We start from the raw sequence: 19,812 nt of genomic DNA on the forward strand, positions 1-19,812 counted from the left end.
GCACGGGCTTTGCCGGTTACATGAACGCGGCATTGACCCAAGGATGACGGGAGCAAAGAGCGGGCCTGCAAAGCAGGCCCGCTCTAAAATTATCATACTCGTAGGTTTGATCGTTTTATATCAGGCTTGTTACCAAATATTAGCATTCCAGGCTGGTAATGGTACTCGGGAGTAAGGAAAACGTCCTCATACTCATCGTTTTCATAGTAAACACGTTCACCAGTTATACCGCGACCTTGGTAGCTGCCTTTTACCATCCCACATCTGTGTGTTAACCACTTGTAAGTGTTTGATTTTTTTCTGAAGTATTCTGAAATTCTTTGGACGTTTCTCCGGTTCTTTGCATCAAACCGAGACTTGGTGATCTTTTCTGAAAGGCTGTAGAAGACGCAGCAGAAATATATCGTCTCGTAACGAAAAGCCCCGCTAATATCGTACGCTTCAACAATTTTAAATAATTTGTCTATGTCTGATTTTATTAACGAAACATTCGAAAGTGATTTCTTTGCTTCTATTATCAGAATCTTGTCTTTTGAAGTGCGGTCAGTGATCGATACGTCAAATCGTTGAGAATCTCTTGGGCCAAATTTAATTTTGTTGATGGAAGGTGCTGCCGTTTTTCTTCTTCTTGGAAGGGATTCTTTTTTAGTCCTCCTGTTGTGTATGTCACAAAGAGCATAGATTCGTGGTGTTTTTTTGAAATCTCTTGCTAAAGGTTCTAGTTCAACGATCCGTTCTGCACTGTTAGAATTTTTTGAAAATTCGTGAGCAAGATTTACTGAGATTAAGTACTCAGGTTTTATCGTGGGGTTGTCTTCGATAGAATTTGCGAGTCCTTGAAACTTAATGCTGTCACTAAGTGATTTGTCCACAGCAACTCTGATCGTATTAATAATTTCGTGTATGTGCATCTCGATTTGCCTCGTGGCTGAGTTACGCAACTACTGCCGGTAGAATGCGTTAAACGATCTCTTTTTGGTAGAATTTATTAGGCAGCTTTTTGGTTGCATAATGAAATCTCTTCTGGCAGTTTAAGTGCAACCAGGAGGTTGCGTTATGTCAAATACCATTGAGAAGTCGATTGAAATCAAGGCATCCCGGTCGCGCGTGTGGCGGGCCCTGACAGACCATCAGGAGTTCGGCACATGGTTCGGGATTGATATCAAGGCGCCGTTTGTCGTGGGCGAGGTGTCCAGGGGCATGATGACCATCGAAGGATTCACCCATGTGCCGTGGAACTCGACGATCAAGGCGATGGAGGAACCGGCCTATTTTGCCTATACATGGCATCCCTATGCGGTTGATCCCGATATCGATTACAGTGGCGAACCTGAAACCCTTGTTGAATTCTGGCTGGAAGAAACAGCGGGTATTACATCGGTGAAGGTGCGCGAAACCGGATTTGATAAGCTGCCACCCCATCGCATTGCTGATGCGCTGCGGGCCAATACAAATGGCTGGGGGTTCCAGTTGGAAAATATCAAGAAACATGCAGAACGCTGAAAAAAATACAGATAATGGCAAACATGGTAGTGATTTTTCCGTCCTGTTTGCTGCTTTGGGCGATCCGACACGGTTGGCGATCTTTGATCGTTTGGCCGATGGCAGGCCGCGCTCGATCTCGGCCCTGTCTGATGATGCCGACATGACCCGTCAGGCGGTGACAAAGCATCTGCGTGTGTTGGAGGCGGCCGGCCTTGTGCAAAACCATCGGGTCGGGCGTGAAAGCCAGTATGCCTTTTGCCCCGATCAACTGGCCGACGCACGCGCCTATCTTGATCAGGTCGCGGGACGTTGGGAATCTGCCCTGATGCGGCTTAAAACCTTTGTCGAAGATGGCGAGGCCTAAGGTTTTGAAATCCATCGCATATTAGCAGTGCGCGGGTCTCAAGGTGGCCAATCATGCGTCATTTTGCTTGGCGATGATGATATTTGCGGTTATCCCATAGCGCGTTGAGCCGGTCGGGCGGACCGGTTAACGAGAGGTTTTCCTGCTCAAGGGGTTGATTGCGGGAAAATCTTTAACGGGAATGGGAAACCGTTACATGAAGACCAAAGATATCGTCTATGTCGCCCTGTTCGCGGCCCTGACCGCCGTTCTTGGGCTGTTTCCGCCAATTACCCTTCCGGTGACCGGTGTTCCGGTGACTGCACAATCGCTTGGTCCGATGCTGGCCGGGGCCATTCTGGGTGCCCGTCGTGGCGGGCTTTCGATTGTTTTGTTCCTTGTTCTGGTTGCTGTTGGCTTGCCGCTCTTGTCCGGTGGGCGCGGTGGCTTTGGCGTGATGATCGGGGTGACCGGCGGGTTCATGTTTGGCTGGGCCATATCGGCCTTTGTCATTGGACTTCTGATCGAGAAGTTCTGGAGCCGCCTGAATGTGGTCAATGCCGGCCTGTCCATCGCCTTTGGCGGGATTGTCGTTCTCTATGCCATTGGCAATGCCTGGGTCGCGGTCGTGGCCGAGATCAGCTATTGGCAGGCAACCGTGGGGGCGGCACCGTTCCTGATCGGGGATGCCATCAAGGTAGTGATTGCAACCGCTGCATGCCTTGCAGTGCGGCGCGCCTATCCCTTGATTTCCAAGGCGGGCTAACGTCTTATGGGCGCAAGTGATGTACTTGCGCCCGTTTTGAACCTGTTTTGAGCCCGTACCAATTTCCCTGACAACTCCGGACAGACCCCATGATCCGAATTGAAAATGTCTCTGTGCAGTTTGAACAGCGACGTGCGCTTGCTGATGTTGACCTGACGCTAACGGAAAAGCGGATCGGGATTGTTGGCGCGAACGGGTCGGGAAAAAGCACCTTTGTCAGGTTGCTCAATGGCTTGCAAACCGCAAGCACGGGGCGGGTCATTGTTGATGATCTGGACGCGGCAAAGGATGGTCGCAAGCTCAGACGTCATGTCGGTTTTGTCTTTCAAAACCCTGACAATCAGATCGTCTATCCGGTGGTCGAGGAAGACATTGCCTTTGGCTTGAAACCGCTCAAGCTTTCCAAGGACGAGGTCAATCGCCGCGTTGATGACGTGCTGGCCCGTTATGACCTTCAGGATTTCAAAACCCATCCCAGTCACCTGCTCAGTGGTGGGCAAAAGCAGCTCCTTGCCATCTCCGGCGTGCTGGTGATGGATCCGCGCTATATCGTGTTTGATGAGCCGACCACGCTTTTGGACCTGCGCAATCGCAACCGGGTGCAGCGCGCCATTGCCGAACTCGATCAGACGGTGATTACGGTGTCGCATGATTTGGACCTGATTGCTGATTACGGCCGGGTGCTGGCGTTTGAGGGTGGTCGTGTGGTGCTTGATGGTGCGCCATCCGAAGTTCTTCCGAAATATCGGGAGATGATGGCGTGATCGCGGGCCTTTATATCGACGGGAACTCTGCCCTGCACCGGGCCACGGCGGGGGCCAAGATTCTTGCCATGATTGCCCTTGGTACGGGCGTGTTCCTGATCCCCGATTGGCCGGTGGTGGCGGTTGTTCTGGCGACCATCTTGCTGCTCTATCCCGTCTCCGGCTTCGGCCTGCGCGTTCTGTGGGCGCAGATCAAACCGGTCCTGTGGCTGCTTCTGGTCTTTTTTGCCGCTCAGCTTTGGCTGGCTGACTGGCAGGCGGGGTTGCTGGTCGTCACCCGGATCGCTGCGATTGTGCTGTTTGCATCGCTTGTGACCCTGACCACCAAAACATCTGATCTTCTGGCGTCGCTTGAACGCGCCATGCAGTCCTTGCGCCCGATTGGCGTCAATCCGGAAAAGGTCAGTCTGGCGATTTCGATGGTGCTGCGCTTCATCCCGGTGATCGCACAGGTGGCAGGCGAAATTCGCGATGCCCAGCGTGCCCGCGGGCTTGATCGGTCCATCGTTGCAATGGTCGTACCGCTGATCATCCGCACGCTTAAAATGGCCGATGATGTCGCCGATGCGATTGATGCGCGGAGTTTTGATTAAGGAAAAAAGATACAAAGGATTTCATGTGCCTGTTCGACATATGCGCATTCTTTGAAGTAATGAGGAAAGTATGGCATCGCCAAAAACGCTGAATATCAAAAACCTGAAAGCTTTGGGTGTCGAAAGGCTGGCTGAACTGCTGATGGATGTGACGGCAGATGATGCTGATGCACGCAGATATCTGCGCATGGAACTGAGTGCTGCGCAAAATCCCCAGTCGCTTGAAAAAGAAATCAGAAAGCGTCTTTCCACAATTGCAAAATCGGGCTCGTTTCTCGATTACGGCAAAATCAAAAAACTTTCCAAGGATCTGGAAAATCTGCGTCGGATGATTACCGAAAGGGTTGCGGTCAATAGTCGGGAAAATGCGCTTGGCCTGTTATGGCAACTTATGGATCTTGCGGATGATACGCTCGAGAGGTGTTCAGAAAATCCCGAATTGCTGATGCGGGTATTTCAAAATGTTTGTCAAGATGCAGCAATCGTAGCTCAAAAAACGGAACAAAAGCCCGAATATCTGGCAGAATGCATTGGCAATTATATTTTGCACAATGGTTATGGCCAGTTCGATGATCTGCTTTTCCTGATGAAGGATGCGCTGGGGCAGACCGGGATTTTGTTTCTCAAGAAAAAGTTTGAAAGAATGTTAGGGGAGAAGGAAAAAAAGCCGTCCCCTAAAGAAAGAAAAATTGTCGGATATGGTTTGTCAGGGCCTTTGTATGAGGAGGAGTTCAGGGGGCAGCATAGGAAACATGTCCTTGAATACACGCTCAAGGATATCGCTGACCTTATGGGCGATGTGGATGGATATATCGGTCAATATACCGAAGATCAAAAAACATTTCCGGTCATCGCAACAGGGATCGCTGGGCGTTTGCTTGAGGCCGGACGTAACGAAGAAGCATTGACGTTTCTTGATAACGCAAAACACAGGGCCGGTGGCTATGAGCCTTATCTGGACAGGTTTGCGTGGGCGAATGTGCGTATCAGGGCGCTTGAAGTGACCGGTCAGGAAGAAAAGGCGCAGGAATTCCGTTGGTGGTGTTTCGATCAGTTCATGTCGGTGGAGCATTTGAGAGGATATCTCGGCAAGCTCCCTGATTTCGAAGATATCGAGGTTGAAGAGCGGGCGCTTGACCGGGTTATGGGTGACCCTGACCCTCATCGGGCATTGGACTTTTTCCTGCTATGGCCGGATCTGGAGCGCGCCGCGCGCCTGATTTTTTCGAAAACTACATTGCTGGATGGAAATGAGTACGAACTTTTGACTGCTGTGGCGCAAATGCTTGATGAAAACTATCCGTTGGCAGCCACACTCGTTCTGCGCAGCATGATTGATCACATTCTGGTCAAGGCAAAGTCAAAGCGATACTACTATGCTGCGAAGCATCTTGGCGAATGTGAGAGTCTTGCAAAACGTATAGACGATTATTGCGGCCATATGCCGCATCAGGATTATGTGCGGCATTTGCAAAAAACACATCCGAGGAAGACGGCTTTCTGGGAGAAGATCATATAAAATGAACGTACCGGCCATTCACACCGTTGAGCGACCGGTATCTGTTCAGTTAAAGCCCGAGATGCTTGGCGTGGAAGCGGATATGATCTTCGATAAAGGTCGAGATGAAATAGTAGCTGTGGTCATAACCATCCTGAATGCGGATGGAGACGGGATAGCCTGATGTCTTGGCCGCGGCTTCAAGCACTTCTGGTTTAAGCTGCTCGGCCAGGAAGCCATCGGCACCGCCTTGATCGACAAGGGCCGGGGTCTGCACATCGGGCGCACTTGCCGCCTTCATCAATTCCGAGCTGTCCCAGTCTTTCCAGGCCGATTTGTCATCACCGAGATAATTGCCAAGCGCCTTCTGGCCCCACGGGCAATTGATCGGGTTGGAAATCGGTGCAAAGGCGGTGACGGACTTGAAAGTGCCCGGATTGCGCAGCGCAATCATCAGTGCGCCGTGACCGCCCATGGAATGACCGGAAATGGCCGCATCATCATTGACCGGGAAGTGGTCCTTGATGAGTGCGGGCAGTTCCTTGGTCACGTAATCATACATGCGATAATTGCGCGCCCACGGCTCCTGGGTGGCGTTGACGTAAAAGCCTGCGCCCTTGCCAAAGTCATACGCCTCGTTCTCATCGTCGGGGACATGATCGCCGCGCGGGCTGGTGTCCGGGGCGACGATGGCGATGCCCAGTTCGCTCGCAATGCGGAATGCACCGGCCTTCTGCATGAAGTTTTCATCCGTGCAGGTCAGGCCCGACAGCCAGTACATGACCGGGACCTTGGTGCCGTTGCTGGCCTGCGGCGGCAGAAAGATCGCAAAGCGCATGTCGCAGCCAAGCGTGTTTGACGGGTGGGTATATTGCTTTTGCCAGCCGCCAAAGACCTTGTTGCTTGAAGAATTCTCGATACCCATTTGGGCCTCCTTCTGATCGGCCACTGCCGGAAAATTTCCGACAGTGGCGCAATTATTCAAACGTTTATATATCGATCAGTAATGGATAACCGAACGGATGCTTTCGCCTTCATGCATCAGGTCGAACGCTTCGTTGATTTCTTCGAGCTTCATGGTGTGGGTGATGAAGTCCGACAGCTTGAACTCGCCATTGAGGTAACGTTCAACGTATTCCGGCAGCTGCGAGCGGCCTTTGACGCCACCAAACGCCGTGCCGCGCCAGACGCGACCAGTGACCAGCTGGAACGGACGGGTGGAGATTTCCTGACCGGCACCGGCAACACCGATGATGACCGATTCACCCCAACCCTTGTGGCAGCACTCAAGTGCGGACCGCATGACATTGACATTGCCGATGCACTCGAACGACCAGTCAACACCACCGTCGGTCAGATCGACAATGACTTCCTGGATCGGCTTGTCATAGTCTTTCGGGTTGATGCAATCAGTCGCGCCCAGTTTCTTGGCGAGATCGAATTTCTTTTCGTTCAGATCAATGGCAACGATGCGACCGGCACCGGCCATCTGCGCGCCGATGATGGCCGAAAGACCGATACCGCCCAAGCCAAAGACGGCCACGGAGTCACCCTTCTGTACCTTGGCCGCGTTGACCGTGGCCCCCATGCCGGTGGTGACCCCGCAACCAAGCAGGCAAACTTCTTCAAGCGGGGCTTCCTTGTTGATCTTCGCAAGCGAGATTTCCGGAAGCACGGTGTATTCCGAGAAGGTCGAGCAGCCCATGTAATGATAGATCGGCTTGCCATTCTGCGAGAAGCGCGAGGTGCCGTCCGGCATCAAGCCCTTGCCCTGGGTCGCGCGGATTTTGCCACACAGGTTGGTTTTGCCCGACTTGCAGAATTTGCACTCGCCGCATTCCGGGGTGTAAAGCGGGATCACGTGATCGCCAACCGAAACGCTGGTGACACCTTCGCCGATGGACTCAACAACACCGCCGCCTTCATGGCCGAGGATGGCCGGGAAGATGCCCTCGGGATCTTCGCCCGACAGGGTGAATGCATCGGTGTGGCAAACGCCGGTCGCGACGATCTTGACGCGCACTTCGCCGGCTTTCGGCGGGGCGACCTGAACTTCTTCGATCGACAGCGGTTTGCCTGCTTCCCAGGCGATGGCGGCTTTACAGGTAATGGGCTCAAGGCTCATGACGCTACTCCGATGTTTGGATGTGTAATGCTAACAGTCTATTTGTTTCCATCGATGTGATAATCCGCTATTTTGGTAATTCACTTTTACGCATGTGTAATAATCTGGATGAGGTCGGGCGATGAATGCCTGGGACGGGATCAGCGAGTTTATCGCCGTGGCCGAGCGACAGAACTTTACGGCCGCCGCCAAACAGCTCGGCATTTCGGTCGCCCAGGTCAGCCGACAGGTCACCGCACTCGAGGAAAAGCTGGGCGTGCAGCTTTTTTACCGCACAACGCGCAAGGTCAGCGTGACCGAGGCCGGGCAGATTTATTATCAGCATTGCCGACAATTGCTCGATGGGTTGGACGAGGCAGAACGTGCGATTGGCAACCTGACGGAACTGCCGCGCGGCAAGCTCAAACTCACCGCGCCGACCACCTATGGCGAAACGGTGATTGCCCCGCTGGTCAATGATTTCGTCACCCGCTATCCGGATCTTGAAGTGCAATGCCGCTTTACCAACCAGAAGCTTGATCTGGTGCTTGAAGGCTATGATATGGCGATCCGTCTGGGTCGGTTGGAGGGCACAACCGGAAGTCTGATGACCCAGCAGCTTTCAACACGCCGTCTTTATGCCTGTGCCGCACCCAGCTATATCGCCAAACGTGGCGAACCCTATTCGCTATCGGAGCTGCACCATCATAATTGTCTGGTCGGCACACTCGATTACTGGCGCTTTGAAGAAGATGGCCGCGAACGCACGGTCCGCATTCATGGCTCCATCCACGCCAACAGCGGCCAGGCGCTTCTCGATGCGGCGCGCAAGGGCATCGGCATCGTGCAGTTGCCCGACTATTACGTCGATCCGTGGATTGCGAGTGGCGACCTCGTCCCGGTCCTCACCAAATACCAACCTTCCGATGAAGGCATCTGGGCGATCTACCCAACCAACCGGCACCTCAGCCCGAAGATCAGGATGCTGGTGGAGCATCTTGGGCGGTATTTGGGGTGAATTTCTTATCCGTTCTAGTTCGTGGTAGATTTGCCTAATATTTAACGGTAGGGGGTTCATTAGAAATGAAGGCAAAAATTCGCTCTCTAGCAGGCGATTTACTTGATTGGGCAGGTGAAAAGCCCTTCTGGTTTGTAGGGCTAATTATGGTGCTAGGGGTGTGTTTTTCTGTCGTTGTTTATTTGATGTTTCCGCGATTTAGCGAGGGCTATTTCGAGGGTGTCTTTGTTGAGTTTTCGGGGATGCTCTTTGATATTGCTGTTTTTGGTCTTTTGATCGCGTTTGTTGCGAGGAGGCAGATCGACAGAGATGAAATTAAACGACAGCAGGAGATAATTGATGACTTCAAATCTTGGGGTAGTGATGAAGCGCAATATCGTATCGCTGGAGCTATAAGGAGAATTGCTAAGCTCGGCAGCACACGAATTGACTTCCGTGGCATTAAGCTCAAGGACTTTGCCTTTTCAAATCATGGTATAAACGACCTAAGTGGATCAAAGTTTGCCGATGGATACTACCTCGACGAATTGCATCGAGTTGGTGCAGATCTGGAGAACGTGAGCTTCATGTTTCTAAATGCGCGTGATTGCGTTTTCTCAAAGACGGACAGCACTGTTTTTCCCGGGAACTTGAGAGGCAAGAATCTCACGTTTTCGCACTCTGATTTGGAAGGCGCGAGCTTCAAGGGTGCAATTCTGAAATGGGACAAAATTGTTCATGACGAGAACGATTGGCACGAGGAAGTCGGAGAGGATGAAGACGGAACGCCATATTTTTATCAAGTCTATCATCCACCATTTGAGCACGCGAACCTAAGAAATGTAAGTTTCCGTGGTGCCCGGTTGGAGAATGCTGACTTTCGTGGAGCGAAGAATGTAGCAGAAGCGGACTTCGTCGATGTAAAAGGCCTAGATAGTTGCCGTTTTGATGAGGAAGCTCTCGAGCAGGTTCAGAAACAGTTGAAGCGCGTGATTAAAGATCGACATCCGCCTCCACTTTTCTAAAACACAAAATACTGTCATTGCCCTGCACGGGAAGGTGGCGTTCACTTAGATAACGGTTTTGAGATCGTTATCTTGGGAAGTCGCTAATCTAACGATCACAGAGACGATGCTGAGGCGTCAGGGACCCGTATAGTTTTTCGCAGATATACGGAGAAGGCAAATGTCGAATTGTAAAGATTCTCTTGGCGATCTTTGGGAGGTCTACGAGGCAAAGGATGGTTGGCGTTGGCGACGTACGGCGAGTAATGGCGAGATTGTTGGTGCTTCCACGCAGGGCTACTCGAAAAAGTCCGATTGTATCGCCAATGCCAAGCGCCCAGCATGTGATTGCGATCTGAGCTAGGTGCCGTGTAATCGGTGCAAAGAAAAAGCCCCGCAGCATGTGCTGGCGGGGCTTTGGTGTTTTGGGATGTTTCTGCGTTACTGCGCGGTCCAGCCACCATCAACCGACAGGTGCGTGCCGGTCATTTGCGATGCGGCGTCCGAGCAGAGGTAGAGTGCGGTCTGGCCGATCTGTTCCGGGGAAACGAACTGTTTGGACGGGTGTTTGTCCGAGACAAGACGGGTTGCGGATTCTTCAACCGAGATATTGTTTTCCTTGGCGCGCGCTTCGATCTGGCGTTCGACCAGTTCGGTGCGCACCCAGCCCGGGCAGATGGCGTTTGCCGTGATGCCGGTTTCGGCGGTTTCAAGCGCTGTCACCTTGGTGAGGCCAATCACGCCATGCTTGGCGGCGACATAGGCGGCCTTCTGGACGGAGGCGACCAAACCGTGGGCGGATGCGGTGTTGATGATGCGGCCCCAGTTTTTTTGGCGCATATAGGGCACGGCAAGGCGGGTGGTGTGGAAGACAGATGACAGGTTGATCGCAATCACCGCGTCCCACTTTTCGGGCGGGAAATCTTCGACATTGGCGGTGTATTGGATGCCGGCATTATTGATCAGGATGTCGACGCCGCCAAATTTGGCCTCGGCGTCCTTCATCATCGCTTCGATCTCGTCCGGTTTGGACAGGTCGGCGCCATTATAATGCGCGGTGACGCCATAATCGGTTTCAAGGCCCTTGCGGGTTGCCTCGATCTCATCTGCATCGCCAAAGCCATTGAGCATTACATCCGCACCAGCGCCTGCAAGTGCCTTGGCCATGGCAAGGCCGATCCCGCTGGTGGAGCCGGTGACGAGTGCGCGTTTACCTGTCAGCATTTTGTCTTCTCCCTGTATGTGAGGAGTTTGATCCTCTTGTTAAGTTAGGTGGATCATGCCGCAGTGCAATGTAAGTGGCAAGAAATGCTGTTGTGGGGCAGATGGGTTTTTAGATGCCAATGCCATATTTGCGCAGTTTGTTAGCGATCGAGGTATGTGAAACGCCAAGCCGATCAGCCAGCTTGCGTGAACTTGGGTAGTCCGGATAGAGCCGCACCAGCATTTCGCGTTCAAGCAAATCCATGCCGCTGTTGAAATCGCTTTGCGCCAAGGCGGTGGCGATAAGGTCTGTTTGTGGCGTCGGGCTGTCGGGCGTGTCCTGGTCTGTTTCGGCCGGAATGTGGGTTTGGGGTGCGGGCGCGCTCGCTGTGCCGCTCGCAGCATCGGCGAGGTCGCGGGCGCCAAGCGTGTTGCCGTCCAGAAGGGCGACGGCGCGAAACAGGGTGTTTTCAAGCTCGCGCACATTGCCCGGCCAGTCATGGGCGCAGAGCCAATCAAGCCCGTCACGGGCCAGACGTGGTGTGCTGCGTTCGGTTTGCTGCGCGGTGCGGTCGATGAAGAAGGTCGCAAGATCGGCAATGTCTTCGACCCGCTCACGCAGCGGCGGCAGGGTAATGCCCAGAACGTTGAGGCGGAAATAGAGATCCTCGCGAAAGGTGCCGTCATGGGACATGGCTTCAAGGTCGCGGTTGGTGGCACTGATGATGCGGACATCAACGGTGATTTCATCCGTGCCGCCCACACGCCGGAAGCTGCCATCCTGCAGCACGCGCAAAAGCTTGGCCTGAAGGTACGGGGTCAGCTCCCCGATTTCATCGAGGAACAGCGTGCCGCCATCGGCCAGCTCGAGAAGCCCCGGCTTGCCGCCGCGCCGTGCGCTGGTAAAGGCGCCGGCGGCATAACCAAACAGTTCGCTTTCAGCCAGACCTTCGGGCATGGCGGCACAGTTAAGGGCCAGAAACGGTTGATCCGAGCGCGAGCTTGCGCGGTGACAGGCGCTGGCAAACAGCTCCTTGCCGGTGCCGGTTTCGCCCAGGATCAGGATCGGCGCATCAATGGCCGCCAGGCGCTCGGCTTGTGATTTGACGCGCAGCATGGAGCGGCTGGTGCCGATAATGTCGTCAAAACCGGTATGGTTGCGATCCTGAAGGGCGGTGATCACGCGGCCCAACCGGGCCGGGCGGTGAAAGACCATTACTCCGCCCCAGGGGGCGTCGTCAGCACTGTCTGATCCGTCATCGACATGACCAATCGGTTCGACCTGCAAAAGATAGGTTTGACCGCCCAGTGTGACCTCACGTTCTGGTAGGCGAAAACCACTTTGGCGCAAATCTTCAATGGATGGTTCATTCAGGATAATGGCAATATCCTGATCACGAAGAGGTTTGTCAGGGGATGCTGAAATCGCCTGTGCGGCCGGGTTGGCCTGTGCGATTTGACCGTTGGCATCAACGGCAATCACCGGATCGCCAAGGGCGGCTAGCGTCGCATGCAGTTGTGCACGCCTGCGTTCGGTCGGCAGGCGGTCGATTTCGGTAATATCGAAAATGCCGGGAATTTGTTTGAGCGCGTGGGACAGAAGCAGAAAGCGTTCCGGGCGCACGGCGGGGATGTCGGCATAGATATGATGGGTGGTGACTTCAAATGCCCGGATATCCAGACCGTGATCGGTAAGGACATTAATCACGTCGCGCGTAATGCCGAGCCTGTTTTCACCGCGAATTTCGAACCGCATAACTGTACCGATAAATTTACACTGTAATGAAAAATGTACATCTCTAAGGGTCTGAAATCCAGTATATTTGTGCTTTCCGGTGCCAGTCTGTGCTGGTGTGTAAATAAATATTTACGCATGCAGAGGATGCGAATTCGGTAACCCTTTGAAAACAAGTGATTTTCAAATCTGGCACGGTGCTTGCGGTGATGCGGGCAGAATAACTGCATTTCAAGGAGCCTTCCGATGTCTGCCCATGACAACCACACTCGCGCTAAAACCGGCTTTGCCACCCGTGCGATCCATCACGGTTACGATCCGCAAAGCCACAATGGTGCGCTGAATCCGCCGGTTTACATGTCTTCGACCTTTGCGTTCGAAACAGCCGAGCAGGGCGGGCGTTTCTTTGCCGGCGACGAGCAGGGCTTTATCTATTCACGCATTGCCAACCCGACGCTTGATCTTCTCGAAAAGCGCCTGGCTGTACTTGAAGGCGGTGAGGCCGCAGTTGCGACTGCATCAGGCATGGGCGCGATTACATCCGTCTTCTGGTCGTTTATCGAACCGGGGGATGAGATCATTGTCGATCGCACGTTGTATGGCTGCACATTTGCCTATTTCCGTCATGGCCTGGAAAAGTTCGGCATCAAGCACACCCATGTTGATCTGACCGACCCGGCAGAGCTGGAAAAGGCGATCTCCGATCAGACCAAGATTGTCTATTTCGAAACACCGGCCAACCCGAACATGCGTCTGGTTGATATCGAAGCCATTTCCGCCATCGCGCACAAGCACGGTGCCAAGGTGGTTGTCGATAATACCTATTGCACGCCCTATCTGCAGCGCCCGATTGAGCTGGGTGCGGATATCGTTGTGCATTCCGCAACCAAATATCTCGGTGGCCATGGCGATCTGATGGCGGGTGCGGTGATCGGGAGCCTTGAGGACATGACGCAGGTGCGTCTGGTCGGTCTTAAGGACATGACCGGTGCGGTGCTGTCCGCTCAGGACGCCAACCTTGTGATGCGTGGTCTTAAAACGCTTGAGCTTCGCATGGAACGCCATTGCGACAATGCCGAAAAGATCGCCGATTTTCTCGCCAAGCATCCGAAGGTCGAGAAGGTCTTTTATCCGGGCCTTGAAAGCGATCCGAACCACAAACTGGCCAAAAAACAGATGGACCGGTTCGGCGGCATGATCGCGTTCGAGCTTAAGGGCGGGATCGAGGAAGGCCGCAAACTGATGAACGGGCTTAACATGATCACCCGTGCGGTCAGCCTGGGGGATGCCGAAACCCTGATCCAGCATCCGGCGTCCATGACCCATTCAACCTATACTGCCGAAGAACGCGTGGAATATCAGATCACCGATGGCCTGATCCGGCTTTCGGCTGGGCTTGAAAGCATCGATGATATTCTGGCTGATCTTTCGAGCGCACTCGATGGCGATAAAATGGTGATTGCCGCTGAATAGGGGTTATCGCGGTTCAGTCAAGCAGGCCGTAATCCCGCAATGCCGCGTGGGATCTGTCAGACAGAAGGCTGTTTGGTACCCGCAAAATCCGAAGGTCAGGTAGGGAAATCTGCTTAAAGGACGGTGCCGTTTCGAAATGGTATTTGATCAGATCAAACATCATTCCGTTTGAATAGGCCCGTCTGAGGCCGGTTTCCAAAATGTCATGCAGTTCGGGATATTTCGGGCTGACAAAGAAATAGATCGGTTGCGGGTAATAAAGGGCAATGCCGGGGTGAATTGTGATCCCCGGGGCCTGTTCACGCATCCAGGTCCATTCCCAGACAATCTGCCAGTAGGCCCGTGGATAAAGGTCAAAACGCTCGGCTGAGAGCATGCGATGCAGCGTCTTGTACCGGCCCAAAATCACGTTAAAGCCATTGTTGATCAGAACTTCGGTGTCTGGCCAGCCAAGGCCCTGACCCATGGAAAACTTGCGGAGGTCCTCAAGCGTTTCAACCTTGCTGAATTCATCATGGATCCCGGGGCGCAGCATGAAAAGCCGCAAGCCGGTGGTGCCGAGATAGATCGGGATATAGACGGGCAACAGCTTCTCTTCGCGGACGTCATCGGTGCCAAAAAAGACTGTGTTGATTTCACTGCCGGACTGAAGCATCGAGATGCGCCGTGCTTCGGTCGGGTAGTCCATGCAAACCGGGGTGATCTTGGCATCCGTGCTGCTCAGCCTTATTGCAAGGCGCAATAGTTCGACATGATATTCCGAGTGTTCCGCCCAGCTTGCGATCCCGCGGCAGAAGTCAGAGCCGGTGTCCATCGGAATGCGAATATCGGGCGGGGCGCTGGAGGTGACTTCGGTTTTCAGGTTCTGGCGCAACCGACTGTCCGGCCAGATTTTTGACTCTGAATCTGACTGGGCGTGCGCCGTGATGCTGGTCAGAAGGTAGGTGATAACAAGCGGGACAAGCAGTCGCATGCGGCCGGTCCGCTCGGCAAACGAGCAACCCGCTGCATGAAATGCGGCTGAAAGTGTTGCGACTGCGCCTGTCATCGGGGCAGGGCAACTTTCGCACAGATCGCGGGATGGGAAGCAACGGAGTTTGACAATTTCGGAGTCACCAGAAACGGACTTTAGGATGGGAACGACTATATCTCAGTATAAGCTATTGGCAAATAAAGAATTTAACGCACGGTTGGGTTGCGGGAAAATGCACTTTTCTGCGGAGATGACTTTTCTGGCGCAGTCGAGCGGTTTTGATCGAATCGCATAAATGCCGGGATATCGCCGCGATTTGCCGGATTTTTCAGCGGACCGGAAATTCGAGGGTTTTGTGCTGATCGTCGCAGCAGATTCCAACAATTCGGGCAGTTGATCGAATCTTGTGTGAATTGCAGCGCCGTCATCTTGATTTCCGCGCAGTACCCTTAAAAATCGGCATCATAATACCGGTTTGTCGTCCTGCCGGGGCGACGCCCCACAAACCCCGTCACAACGGATAAAAAAGAAGGCCATCAGGAAATGTCAGCACAAGAAACCGCACCGGAAATCGGTGAAATCATCGAAGCAAGCAGCACAGCCAACATCAATGCCAAGGATCTTGAGATGCTTGGTCTGCTTGAAAAGAAAGTACGCTGGCTTTCAAGCTGGACCATCCATAACGCCAACCATCTGCGCGCCAAACGCGATGGCATCAAGGTTGGTGGCCATCAGGCCAGCTGTGCATCGATGACGACCCTGATGACAGCGCTTTATTTCAATGTTCTGCGCCCGCAGGACCGGGTGGCGGTCAAGCCGCATGCAAGCCCGGTCTTTCATGCGATCAATTACCTGTTTGGCCGCCAGACCAAGGAAAAGCTTGAAGCGTTTCGATCCTTCGGTGGCGCGCAATCCTATCCGTCCCGGACCAAGGATGGCGATCAGGTGGATTTCTCAACCGGCTCCGTGGGGCTTGGCGCGGCAGTCACGAACTTTGCCGCCCTGACGCAGGATTACCTGCGCTACAAGGACATGCTGCCAAAGGGCGAAACACCCGGTCGTATGGTGGCACTGGTGGGGGATGCCGAACTTGATGAAGGCAACATCTATGAGGCGTTGCTCGACACCTGGAAACATGACATTCGCAATGTCTGGTGGGTGATTGATTATAACCGCCAAAGCCTTGATGGCATGATTGATGCCCATCTATTCCGCGTCATTGGCCGGTTCTTCCGGGCGGTTGGCTGGAACGTGATTACCATCAAATATGGCCGCAAGCTGCATGACGCCTTTGCCAAGCCGGGCGGCAAGTCGCTGAAAAAGTGGCTGAATGACGTGCCCAATGACATCTATTCCGCGCTCACCTTCCAGGGCGGGGCGGCATGGCGCAAACAGATCACATCCGACATGCCGGGCGATAACGCACTGGCCGATCTTCTGGGGCAGTATGGCGATGACGCGTTGCATGATCTGATGACCAATCTCGGCGGGCATTGCATGGAAGCGGTTCTAAGCGCCTTTGAATCCGTACCCAATGACAAGCCGACCGTCTTTATCGCCTATACCGTCAAGGGCTATGGCACGCCGCTTCAGGGGCACAAGGACAACCATGCGGGCCTGATGAATGTGCCGCAAATGGATGCCTTCAAACTGCAAAACAAGGTTGCCGACGGGCAGGAATGGGATATCGCGGCGGGCCTTGATATCAGTGCCGAGCGCTTGCGTGATTATATCGCCAAGGCGCCGTTTAACGATGATGCCCCGCGCAACAAGTCAGCCAAGCACATCACGATTCCCGAAATGCCCTATGCGCGGACGGAAACATCAAGCACGCAGGAAGTCTTTGGCAAGGTCTTGAACGAACTGGCCAAGATGAAGAACAGCGACCTTTCTGATCGCATTGTCACCACCTCGCCCGATGTGACGGTTTCGACCAACCTTGGCGGCTTTGTGAACCAGCGTGGACTGTTTGGCCGCGAAGAACTGGCTGATGAGTTCAAGGAACGTAAGGTCCCCTCGGCGCAGAAATGGATCAGATCGCCAAATGGTCAGCATGTCGAGCTGGGCATTGCCGAAAACAACCTGTTCCTCAATCTTGCTGCTCTTGGTCTGTCGCACAGCCTGTTTGGCGAACGTCTGTTCCCGATCGGCACGCTTTATGATCCGTTCATCGCGCGCGGTCTCGATGCGCTGAATTACGCGTGTTATCAGGATGCGCGTTTCATGGTTGTGGCGACACCCAGCGGCATTACGCTGGCCCCGGAAGGCGGCGCGCACCAGTCGATATCAACGCCAATGATCGGCATGGGCCAGCCCGGCCTGACCAGTTTTGAACCAAGTTTTGGGGATGAACTGGCCGTCATCATGGGTTGGTCGTTTGAACATATGCAGGACCCGGACGGTGGTTCGATATACCTGCGTTTGTCGACTAAACCGCTGTCACAGCCGGAACGTGACCTGTCAGATGCCCAAAAATCCGAAATTATTTCGGGTGGCTACTGGCTGCGCCAGCCGGGCAAGGATTGCGACATGGCAATTGCCTATTGCGGTGCCATGGCCCCCGAAGCGATTGCCGCCTGGGAAAAGCTTTCCGAAACCCATCCGGGCTTGGGCTTGCTGGCTGTCACTTCGACCGACCGCCTGTACAACGAATGGCAGGATCTTGAGCGTGCGCGCCTTGAAGGCAAGGCCGATGGCAAGATGGCCCATGTGGAAAACCTGCTCAAACCGCTGGCATCCGATGCCCGCCTTGTCACCGTGATTGATGGTCATCCGGCCGCCCTTGCATGGCTCGGTGGTGTGCGTGGGCATGCGGTGGCCCCACTGGGCGTCAACGCCTTTGGCCAGTGCGGCGATAGCATTGCCCTTTACGATCACTACCAGATCGGCACCGACGCCATCCTGCGTGCGGCGAAGCGCTGGGACTAAATCGATACATTTCAGGGCAGTTGTTTTCAGCTGCCCTGAATTTTCAGACTGGAAAGCAGATTTGCGACTTTCTCGTCAAGGCTTGTGAGGTCAGTTTGGATGGTGTTCCATACAATCGCCAAGTCGACTTTGAAATAGCCGTGAGATAGGGCGTTTCGCATATCATATGCGAAGGCAAACGGGATATCAGGGTTTTCGTTTGCGACGTCAGGGAAGTGACGTGTGATGTTGCGCGATGCTTCGCCAATGATTTCCAGATTCCGAACGACCGCATCCTGCACAAGTTGATTGGCGAGAAACTCTGCCTCATCGAGATCGCTTGTATAAGCTTCGATGCGCGCGATGGCTTCACGTATGTGTAGCAGATAGTCGAAAAGACGCGACCGGTCATGCGTCATACCGGAGTAGCTTCCCTTAAGACTCTTTCTCGAAAGCTCTCTGGTAGTGCGTTCGGGGTCAGGACATCGACCTCAACGCCCAGAATTGCGCGGAGTTGATGCCGAATGGCGCCAATGTCGAACATGGTCGTGGCAGGCGTCGGATCGATCAGGATATCAAGATCGCTGTCATCGCCATCGCGTCCACGCAAAACAGAACCGAAAACGCGCGCATTCAGGGCACGGTGTTGTGCGACAATCTCTCTAATTGCTTCCCGATGATGTTCAAGCGCGATTGACGGTTTCATGCTGCAACCTTTGATGACGTCAGGCTCTGAAGCTTGATCATACTCTTTTTTGTGTCTTGCTTCCAGATCGTTGAGGACCGTCGTAGATTTCAGAAAAACGCCTGTTTGATGCCATCGATGATGAACTGGACCGCAAGGGCGGCCAGGATCATGCCGAGCAGGCGCGATACCACGGTGGCGACGGTCGGGCTGAGGCGTTTGGCGACCACGTTTGCCAGCAGGAAGAAGACAAAGGCGATTACCATCACGACGGCGACAACGCCAATGACGCTGGCCTGCATGGCGATATTGTCCTCGAATTTTCCCATCAGAAGCATCACGGATGCAATCGCACCGGGGCCTGACAGGAACGGGATCGACATCGGGAAGATCGAGACATCGTCGGCCTCGTCATCGGGAATGGTCGGGCCGTCTGCGGTTTTGGTCGCGGGTTTCTTGGCTTTGGCCTTGGCGGTCTTTGCGGCCTTTTCCGCCTCGTGGTCGTCTTCGAGTTCCTGATGAACCTGTTCGGCGCGTTCATTGCGTTTCTGGCTGCGCTTTTCAAACAGCATTTCAAGCGCGATCAAAAACAGCAACGTGCCCCCGGCAATCCGGAAGGCGGGCATATGAATGCCAAAGACGCCCAGCAACCCTTCGCCGATCAGGGCAAAGGCCGCCAGGATAAAGAAACTGGTCAAACACGCCCGGATTGCCATGCGCCGACGATGGGCGGCACTTGTGCCCTGTGTCAGGACGATAAAGACCGGCACCAGACCCAGCGGGTCAATGATCACGAACAGGGTGACAAAGACCGGGATCAGTTCATTGAGCATATCAAGCGTTTCCTGCTGTCGGCGGTTTCGCGTTTGACGCGTATATTGCGCCTATCTTGGCAGGTAAATGGTTAAATTGGCAGTTCTTTCCCGGCGGCGCCAATGCAGCACCTTATCGGCGCCTGCCGCGATTGCGGCCATACCGCCCGGCACTTTCTGGCCAGTCGACGTAATTATCGGGTTTCTTGCGCACCCATTTAACAAACTTGATGATGTCAGGATGGGTGAGAAGCTTGGCGGGGCTGTCATAGTCCCGCGCCAAGGTGGCTTCATCAAACAGGCGGTGGATCATGCGATGGCAAACGCGATGCAGCCATTCGGTTTCCGTCCCGCCCTGTGATTTTGGCCGCCAGTGATGGCGATCAACACTGGGGCCTGCGATCATCGTGCGCCCACAGATCGCGCAAGTGCCGAGATCGGGACTGTTCGTGTTTTCCTTTACAGTCATG

General features: G+C 53.9%; 22 protein-coding genes. 11 read left to right on the forward strand and 11 right to left on the reverse strand.

Annotation, left to right across the window (positions count from 1 at the left end; all coding sequences use genetic code 11):
• Nucleotides 1-92: 92 nt before the first annotated feature.
• Nucleotides 93-911 carry a hypothetical protein gene (locus ACXAF0_RS18595; protein WP_475347318.1) on the reverse strand — a complete coding sequence of 273 codons (819 nt, stop codon included), beginning with the start codon at nucleotides 909-911 and terminating at the stop codon, nucleotides 93-95.
• 145 nt (nucleotides 912-1,056) lie between these two features.
• On the opposite strand from ACXAF0_RS18595, the gene ACXAF0_RS18600 reads away from it, so the two are divergent.
• From ACXAF0_RS18600 to ACXAF0_RS18625, 6 genes are all read left to right on the forward strand, one after another.
• Entirely contained in the window at nucleotides 1,057-1,503 is a 447-nt protein-coding gene (locus tag ACXAF0_RS18600; RefSeq protein WP_475347319.1) for an SRPBCC family protein, read from the forward strand.
• Nucleotides 1,490-1,849, forward strand: a complete 360-nt coding sequence (locus tag ACXAF0_RS18605) for an ArsR/SmtB family transcription factor (protein ID WP_475347320.1) — start codon at nucleotides 1,490-1,492, stop codon at nucleotides 1,847-1,849. The genes ACXAF0_RS18600 and ACXAF0_RS18605 overlap by 14 nt, the downstream gene beginning before the upstream one ends.
• Before the next feature lie 196 nt (nucleotides 1,850-2,045).
• A complete protein-coding gene (locus ACXAF0_RS18610) occupies nucleotides 2,046-2,594 on the forward strand; it encodes a biotin transporter BioY (protein ID WP_475347321.1) in 549 nt (182 codons plus the stop codon).
• 89 nt (nucleotides 2,595-2,683) lie between these two features.
• Nucleotides 2,684-3,358, forward strand: a complete 675-nt coding sequence (locus tag ACXAF0_RS18615; RefSeq protein WP_475347322.1) for an energy-coupling factor ABC transporter ATP-binding protein — start codon at nucleotides 2,684-2,686, stop codon at nucleotides 3,356-3,358.
• A complete protein-coding gene (locus ACXAF0_RS18620) occupies nucleotides 3,355-3,951 on the forward strand; it encodes an energy-coupling factor transporter transmembrane component T family protein (protein WP_475347323.1) in 597 nt (198 codons plus the stop codon). Before ACXAF0_RS18615 ends, ACXAF0_RS18620 begins: the two co-directional genes overlap by 4 nt.
• Before the next feature lie 70 nt (nucleotides 3,952-4,021).
• The gene (locus ACXAF0_RS18625; RefSeq protein ID WP_475347324.1) at nucleotides 4,022-5,470 is read left to right on the forward strand and encodes a DUF6880 family protein; all 1,449 of its coding nucleotides are present in this window, start codon (nucleotides 4,022-4,024) and stop codon (nucleotides 5,468-5,470) included.
• Between the two features lie 49 nt (nucleotides 5,471-5,519).
• On the opposite strand, the gene fghA is transcribed toward ACXAF0_RS18625, so the two are convergent.
• Together fghA and ACXAF0_RS18635 are read right to left on the reverse strand one after the other, a co-directional pair.
• A complete protein-coding gene (fghA, locus tag ACXAF0_RS18630) occupies nucleotides 5,520-6,374 on the reverse strand; it encodes an S-formylglutathione hydrolase (protein WP_475347325.1) in 855 nt (284 codons plus the stop codon).
• A gap of 75 nt (nucleotides 6,375-6,449) precedes the next feature.
• On the reverse strand, nucleotides 6,450-7,574 hold the full coding sequence (locus ACXAF0_RS18635) for an S-(hydroxymethyl)glutathione dehydrogenase/class III alcohol dehydrogenase (RefSeq protein WP_475347326.1): 1,125 nt from the start codon (nucleotides 7,572-7,574) through the stop codon (nucleotides 6,450-6,452).
• 121 nt (nucleotides 7,575-7,695) lie between these two features.
• Between ACXAF0_RS18635 and ACXAF0_RS18640 the strand changes: the two genes are divergently transcribed.
• The 3 genes from ACXAF0_RS18640 to ACXAF0_RS18650 all read left to right on the forward strand — a co-directional run bounded on the left by ACXAF0_RS18640 (nucleotide 7,696) and on the right by ACXAF0_RS18650 (nucleotide 9,918).
• The gene (locus ACXAF0_RS18640; RefSeq protein ID WP_044829620.1) at nucleotides 7,696-8,571 is read left to right on the forward strand and encodes a LysR substrate-binding domain-containing protein; all 876 of its coding nucleotides are present in this window, start codon (nucleotides 7,696-7,698) and stop codon (nucleotides 8,569-8,571) included.
• A 65-nt stretch (nucleotides 8,572-8,636) separates the two neighbouring features.
• Complete coding sequence (locus tag ACXAF0_RS18645; RefSeq protein WP_475347327.1) at nucleotides 8,637-9,575, forward strand: pentapeptide repeat-containing protein; 939 nt, start codon at nucleotides 8,637-8,639, stop codon at nucleotides 9,573-9,575.
• Nucleotides 9,576-9,735: 160 nt separating this feature from the next.
• Entirely contained in the window at nucleotides 9,736-9,918 is a 183-nt protein-coding gene (locus ACXAF0_RS18650) for a YegP family protein (RefSeq protein WP_475347328.1), read from the forward strand.
• 77 nt (nucleotides 9,919-9,995) lie between these two features.
• Here ACXAF0_RS18650 and ACXAF0_RS18655 read toward each other — a convergent pair whose 3' ends face one another.
• Both ACXAF0_RS18655 and ACXAF0_RS18660 read right to left on the reverse strand, forming a co-directional pair.
• Nucleotides 9,996-10,778, reverse strand: a complete 783-nt coding sequence (locus ACXAF0_RS18655) for a 3-hydroxybutyrate dehydrogenase (RefSeq protein ID WP_475347329.1) — start codon at nucleotides 10,776-10,778, stop codon at nucleotides 9,996-9,998.
• A gap of 109 nt (nucleotides 10,779-10,887) precedes the next feature.
• Entirely contained in the window at nucleotides 10,888-12,513 is a 1,626-nt protein-coding gene (locus ACXAF0_RS18660; protein ID WP_475347330.1) for a sigma 54-interacting transcriptional regulator, read from the reverse strand.
• Nucleotides 12,514-12,738: 225 nt separating this feature from the next.
• Here ACXAF0_RS18660 and ACXAF0_RS18665 point away from each other — a divergent pair, with 225 nt between their 5' ends.
• Nucleotides 12,739-13,965, forward strand: coding sequence for a methionine gamma-lyase (locus ACXAF0_RS18665; RefSeq protein ID WP_475347331.1), 1,227 nt, complete (start codon nucleotides 12,739-12,741; stop codon nucleotides 13,963-13,965).
• Between the two features lie 13 nt (nucleotides 13,966-13,978).
• On the opposite strand, the gene ACXAF0_RS18670 is transcribed toward ACXAF0_RS18665, so the two are convergent.
• Together ACXAF0_RS18670 and ACXAF0_RS18675 are read right to left on the reverse strand one after the other, a co-directional pair.
• A complete protein-coding gene (locus ACXAF0_RS18670; RefSeq protein WP_475347332.1) occupies nucleotides 13,979-14,938 on the reverse strand; it encodes a hypothetical protein in 960 nt (319 codons plus the stop codon).
• Nucleotides 14,939-15,144: 206 nt separating this feature from the next.
• Nucleotides 15,145-15,366: a hypothetical protein gene (locus ACXAF0_RS18675; RefSeq protein WP_475347333.1), complete on the reverse strand. Its 222-nt coding sequence runs from the start codon at nucleotides 15,364-15,366 to the stop codon at nucleotides 15,145-15,147.
• 115 nt (nucleotides 15,367-15,481) lie between these two features.
• On the opposite strand from ACXAF0_RS18675, the gene ACXAF0_RS18680 reads away from it, so the two are divergent.
• Entirely contained in the window at nucleotides 15,482-17,866 is a 2,385-nt protein-coding gene (locus ACXAF0_RS18680; protein WP_475347334.1) for a transketolase, read from the forward strand.
• Nucleotides 17,867-17,892: 26 nt separating this feature from the next.
• Here the strand turns inward: ACXAF0_RS18680 and ACXAF0_RS18685 are convergent, their stop codons facing one another.
• From ACXAF0_RS18685 to ACXAF0_RS18700, 4 genes are all read right to left on the reverse strand, one after another.
• Nucleotides 17,893-18,264 carry a HepT-like ribonuclease domain-containing protein gene (locus tag ACXAF0_RS18685; RefSeq protein WP_475347335.1) on the reverse strand — a complete coding sequence of 124 codons (372 nt, stop codon included), beginning with the start codon at nucleotides 18,262-18,264 and terminating at the stop codon, nucleotides 17,893-17,895.
• Nucleotides 18,261-18,551 carry a nucleotidyltransferase family protein gene (locus tag ACXAF0_RS18690; RefSeq protein ID WP_475347336.1) on the reverse strand — a complete coding sequence of 97 codons (291 nt, stop codon included), beginning with the start codon at nucleotides 18,549-18,551 and terminating at the stop codon, nucleotides 18,261-18,263. Before ACXAF0_RS18690 ends, ACXAF0_RS18685 begins: the two co-directional genes overlap by 4 nt.
• Before the next feature lie 89 nt (nucleotides 18,552-18,640).
• Nucleotides 18,641-19,363, reverse strand: a complete 723-nt coding sequence (locus ACXAF0_RS18695) for a MarC family protein (protein WP_475347337.1) — start codon at nucleotides 19,361-19,363, stop codon at nucleotides 18,641-18,643.
• A gap of 112 nt (nucleotides 19,364-19,475) precedes the next feature.
• Nucleotides 19,476-19,811: an HNH endonuclease gene (locus tag ACXAF0_RS18700; RefSeq protein WP_475347338.1), complete on the reverse strand. Its 336-nt coding sequence runs from the start codon at nucleotides 19,809-19,811 to the stop codon at nucleotides 19,476-19,478.
• Nucleotide 19,812: the final 1 nt, after the last annotated feature.

It is taken from the genome of Thalassospira sp. ABD4_177 (assembly GCF_056160125.1).